Consider the following 5,415-nt stretch of genomic DNA (forward strand, 5'->3'; position numbering starts at 1 on the left):
CGCGCGACTGAGTGCCCGTGGGACCGACCAGGTGCCCATGGTTCTCCGCGAGGTCGTCCGCGTACCCGTCGCGCCCACGAGCGGCGCGCAGGACGCGGCAGCCGAACTGCGGCAGCAGATCGAGGGCGCGACGCCACAGGACCGGGAACGGATCATCGCGAAGCTGGTCCGCTCGCACGTCGCCGCGGTGCTCGGGCACGCGGGCCCGGACCACATCGAGATGGACACCGGCTTCATGGCCATGGGCTTCGACTCGCTGGCCGTGGTGGAACTGCGGAACCGGCTCGGCACGGCCACCGGCCTGGCGCTGCCCGCCACGCTGCTGTTCGAGCACCCGAATCCGCGGGCCCTGGCCCGGCACCTGGATGCCGAGATCCCTCGACCTGGGCCCGCCGCCACCACACCACCGCAGGACCTGGACCCGGACCCGGGGACGAGCGTCCTGGACACGCTTGAGTCGGCGTCGGCCGACGAGGTTCTTGATTTCATTCGACGGGAGTTCGGGCGCTGACCATGACCGACAACACACTGCTTGAGAACCTGAAGTGGGTTACGGCCGAACTGCACCAGACGCGCCGGAAACTGCGGGACGCCGAGGCCGCCGCCGGTGAGCCCATCGCCATCATCGGCATGGCGTGCCGCTACCCCGGCGGGGTCCGGACTCCCGAAGAGCTGTGGCGGCTGGCCGAGCGCGGCGAGGACGCGATCACGGACTTCCCCACCGACCGCGGCTGGGACGTGGAGCACCTCTACGACGCCGACCCCGAGCACCTTGGCACGTCCTACGTGCGGCGCGGCGGCTTCCTGCACGACGCGGGCGAGTTCGACGCGGAGTTCTTCGGGATCTCGCCGCGCGAAGCGGTGACGATGGACCCGCAGCAGCGGCTGATGCTGGAAGTCGCCTGGGAGGCGCTGGAGCGGTCGGGGATCGATCCCGAGTCGGTGCGGGGCAGCCGTACCGGCGTGTTCGCCGGGACGATGTACCACGACTACAGCGGCCTGCTGGAGCGCGCGTCCGAGGAGTACGAGGGCTACTTCGGGAACAGCACGTCCGGCAGTGTGGTGTCCGGTCGGATCGCGTACGAACTCGGCCTGGAAGGCCCTGCGGTCACCCTCGACACCGCCTGCTCGTCGTCCCTGGTCGCGCTGCACCTGGCGGTCCAGGCGCTGCGGAAGGGCGAGTGTTCGATGGCGCTCGCCGGAGGTGTGACGGTCATGGCCACGCCGCGGCCCTTCATCGACTTCAGCCGCCAGCGCGGGCTGGCCCCGGACGGGCGGTGCAAGTCGTTCGCGGACGGCGCGGACGGCACCGGTTGGTCCGAGGGCGCCGGAGTGCTCCTGGTCGAGCGGCTTTCCGATGCCCTGCGCCACGGGCACCCCGTACTCGCCGTCGTCCGCGGCTCCGCCGTCAACCAGGACGGTGCGAGCAGCGGTTTCTCCGCACCGAACGGCGCCGCCCAGCAGCGGGTCATCCGCCAGGCCCTCGCCGCCGCCGGCCTCACTGTCACGGAGGTCGACGCCGTCGAGGCGCACGGCACCGGCACGCCGCTCGGCGACCCGATCGAAGCGCGGGCGCTGCTGGCCACCTACGGTGCCGAGCGCGCGGGCGGGCACCAGTTGCTGCTGGGCTCCATCAAGTCCAACATCGGGCACACCCAGGCCGCGGCCGGTGTGGCCGGGGTGATCAAGATGGTCATGGCGATGCGTCACGGCACGCTCCCGGCCACCCTCCACGTGGACAAGCCGTCGTCCCATGTGGACTGGTCGGCGGGCGGCGTACGACTGGTCACCGAGGCGACCCCCTGGCCGGAGACCGGGCGGGTCCGCCGTGCCGCCGTGTCCGCGTTCGGCGTCAGCGGCACCAACAGCCACGTCATCCTCGAACAGCCGTCGGCCGTCGACCCCGCACAGCCCGCCGAGCCCGCACAGCCTGGCGGCCCCGGCGAGGGCACCCCCCTGCCCTGGTTCCTGTCGGCAAAGACCGAGGAGGCGCTGCGCGCGCAGGCCCGTTCGCTGGCCTCGTACCTCGACGACCACCCGGAGCCGCGGCTCGAAGACGTGGCCTGGTCGCTCACCCACGGCCGTACGGCCTTCCGGCACCGGGCGGTGCTGCTCGGCGCCGACCTCGACGAGATGCGCGACAACCTCCGCTCCCTCGCCACGGGCAGCGGATCGCCGGCCGTGGTCGAGGGCGTTGCCGAGCAGGGCCGGAACCAGGCGGTGTTCGTCTTCCCCGGCCAGGGCGCGCAGTGGGCGGGCATGGCGCTGGACCTGCTTGAGTCGTCACCCGTATTCGCGGCTCGCCTGGCCGAGTGCGCCGAGGCGCTGCGACCGTACGTGGACTGGTCCCTCCTGGACGTCCTGGCCGAGGCGGGGGCGCTGGAACGCGTCGACGTCGTCCAGCCCGCCCTGTTCGCCGTGATGGTCTCGCTGGCCGAGCTGTGGCGCTCGGCGGGCGTGGAACCCGTCGCCGTGGTGGGGCACTCCCAGGGCGAGATCGCGGCGGCCTGTGTCGCCGGCGCCCTGTCCCTGGACGATGCCGCCCGGGTGGTGGCCCTGCGCAGCCAGGCTCTGGTCCGACTGGCCGGACAGGGCGGCATGGTGTCCGTGCCGCGGCCCGCCGACGAGATCGACCTGAGCGGAGGACTGTCGGTCGCCGCGGTGAACGGCCCCCGCTCCACGGTGGTCTCGGGCGGTACCGACGCGCTGGAGGCGCTGCTCGAGTCGGATGACCAGGCCCGCCGCATCCCGGTCGACTACGCCTCGCACTCGCCGAGCGTCGAGGCGCTCGCAGACGAGCTGATCGCCGCACTGCGCGACATCCGCCCCCGGGAATCGCAGGTCCCGCTGTACTCAACGGTGACCGGTGCGCTGCTGAACACGGCGCGGATGGACGCCGAGTACTGGTACCTGAACCTGCGGGCGACCGTGCGCTTCGAGCAGGCGATCCGCGCGCTCGTCGAGCAGGACCACACCGACTTCGTCGAGGTGAGCCCGCACCCGGTGCTCACCTTCGGCGTCCGGGAGGTCCTGGACGACACGGGCCGCACGGGCCTGGCCGCCGGAACTCTGCGCCGCGGGGAGGGCGGCCGGGGCAGGTTCCTCACCTCGCTGGCGGAGCTGTCCACGCACGGCGTCGCCGTCGACTGGGACGTCGTCGTCGGCGGCGCCCCCCGGCGGGTCGACCTGCCCACCTACGCCTTCCAACGCACCCGGTACTGGCCGGCCGGCCTGCGGGACGGGGGACGCGCCACCGGCGACTTCGCCGTGTCCGACCACGCCTTCCTGCACATGTCCCTCGGCCTCGCCGATGGCGACGGGTTCGTGCTCACCGGTCGTGTCTCGCTCGACACCCATCCCTGGCTCGCCGACCACACCGTCCTCGACCGCCCCCTGCTGCCGGGCACCGCGCTGCTCGACCTCGCGATCAGGGCTGCGGACCAGGCTGGGTGCGGACGCGTCGACGAGCTCACCTTCGAGGCGCCGGTGGTCCTGCCCGACCACGGCGCCCTGCAGATCCAGGTGATCGTCGCCGCCCTGGACGGCACCGGCCGCCGCGCGCTCGACATCTACACCCGGCCCGCCGACGCCACCGACCAGGAATGGGTGCGGTGTGCCGGCGGTGCACTGGCGGCCGACCCGGGGGCCGTCCCGGCCGGCCCGGCCCCCTGGCCGCCGGCCGACGCGGAACCCGTCGACCTCGTCGACCACTACACCCGCCTGCACGACCAGGGACTGGTCTACGGACCCGCGTTCCAGGGCCTGCGGGCCGCATGGCGCACCCGCGACGCGGTGTACGCCGAGGTCGTCCTGCCCAAGGAGAGCGGCACCGGCCGCTTCGGCGTCCACCCGGCTCTGCTCGACGCCGGCCTGCACCTCGCCGACCTCGCCGCACCGGCCGGCACGGCGGCCCCCCGACTGCCGTTCTCCTGGACCGGCGTGACCCTGCGCCAGGTCGCCGGAACCATGCTGCGCATCCGACTGACGGGCGCCGGCCCCGACGCCCTGTCCCTGCTGGCCATCGACGCCACGACCGGCGCACCGGTGCTTTCGGCCGAATCCCTGGCGGTACGACCGGTGTCTGCGGCGCACCTCGGCACCGCCCACGACGCCGCGCTCTACCACCTCACCTGGCGCCCTGCCTCGGCCGCCGAGCAGGCGGCGCCCCGCGCGGGAGCCGACGACGTGGTCGTCGACGTCGACCAGGAGACCCCGCACGAGGCCGTGCACGCCGTCTTGGAGCGGATCCAGTCCTGGCTGTCCGACGAGCGGTCCGCCTCGGCCCGGCTCGTGATCGTGACCCGGGGCGCCGTCGCCGTCCGGCCGGGCGAGGCCCCGAGCCGGCCCGCCGGCGCCGCCGTCTGGGGCCTGGTCCGGGCGGCCGAGACGGAGAACCCCGGCTGCTTCGCCCTCGTCGACCTGGACGAGACCGACCCCGAGGGCCACGGCCTGGCACTGGCCCTGGCCTCCGGCGAGCCGCAGGCGGCCGTCCGCGACGGCGCCCTCCACCTCCCGCGACTCGCCCGCCTTCCGCAGTCCGCCGGACTCGACGCCGCGCCCTTCGACCCCGAGGGCACCGTGCTCATCACCGGCGGCACCGGCGTCCTGGGCGGCCTGGTGGCCCGCCACCTGGTGACCGAGCACGGCGTCCGACACCTGCTGTTGCTCAGCCGCGGCGGCACCGCGGACGAGGCGACGCTGAACGACCTCTCCGCCCTCGGCGCCACCGTGCACGTCGTCGCCTGCGACGCCGCCGACCGCCAGGCCGTCGCCGCCGTCCTCGACGCCATCCCGGCGGCACACCCCCTGCGCGCGGTCGTGCACGCCGCCGGCCTGCTCGACGACGGACTCGTCGCCACGCTCAGCCCGGAACGCGTCGACGCCGTCCTCCGGCCGAAGATCGACGCCGCGCGGGTCCTCGACGAGCTCACCGCCGACCTCGACCTGAGCGCCTTCGTCCTCTTCTCGTCGGCGGCCGGCGTCCTGGGCGCCGCAGGGCAGGCCAACTACGCCGCCGCCAACGCTTTCCTCGATGCCCTGGCCGCCCACCGGCGCGCCCGTGGGCAGGCCGCCACGGCACTCGCCTGGGGATTCTGGGAGCCGCGCAGCGGCATGACGGGCCACGTCGACGACAGCGACCTGCACCGGATCAGCCGGTCCGGCATCGCCGCGCTCACGGCCGCCGAAGGACTCGCCCTGTTCGACCGAGCCCTGGCCTCCGGTGAACCGGCGCTCCTGCCCGCGCGGCTGGACATCCCGGCACTCCGCGCCGCCGACACCGCCATCGCGCCCGTCCTGCGCGACCTGGTACGCGTGCCCGCACGGCGCGGCGGCGGCGACGAGGACCTCAGCGCACGCCTCGCCCGAATGCCCGACGCCCAGCGGACCGACGTCCTGCTGGACCTGGTCAGGACC

The 5,415-nt window shown here is 74.1% G+C and carries 2 protein-coding genes; both read left to right on the forward strand.

The window, feature by feature from the left end:
- Positions 1 to 511, forward strand: a 511-nt coding sequence (locus tag NGF19_RS30110) for an acyl carrier protein (RefSeq protein ID WP_252429091.1), incomplete at its 5' end; no start/stop codon positions are given.
- Between the two features lie 2 nt (positions 512 to 513).
- Positions 514 to 5,415 (forward strand): type I polyketide synthase (locus tag NGF19_RS30115; protein ID WP_252429092.1); only part of this gene is annotated, 4,902 nt, incomplete at its 3' end.

This window comes from Streptomyces macrolidinus (assembly GCF_023887685.1).
GTDB classification, from domain to species: domain Bacteria; phylum Actinomycetota; class Actinomycetes; order Streptomycetales; family Streptomycetaceae; genus Streptomyces; species Streptomyces macrolidinus.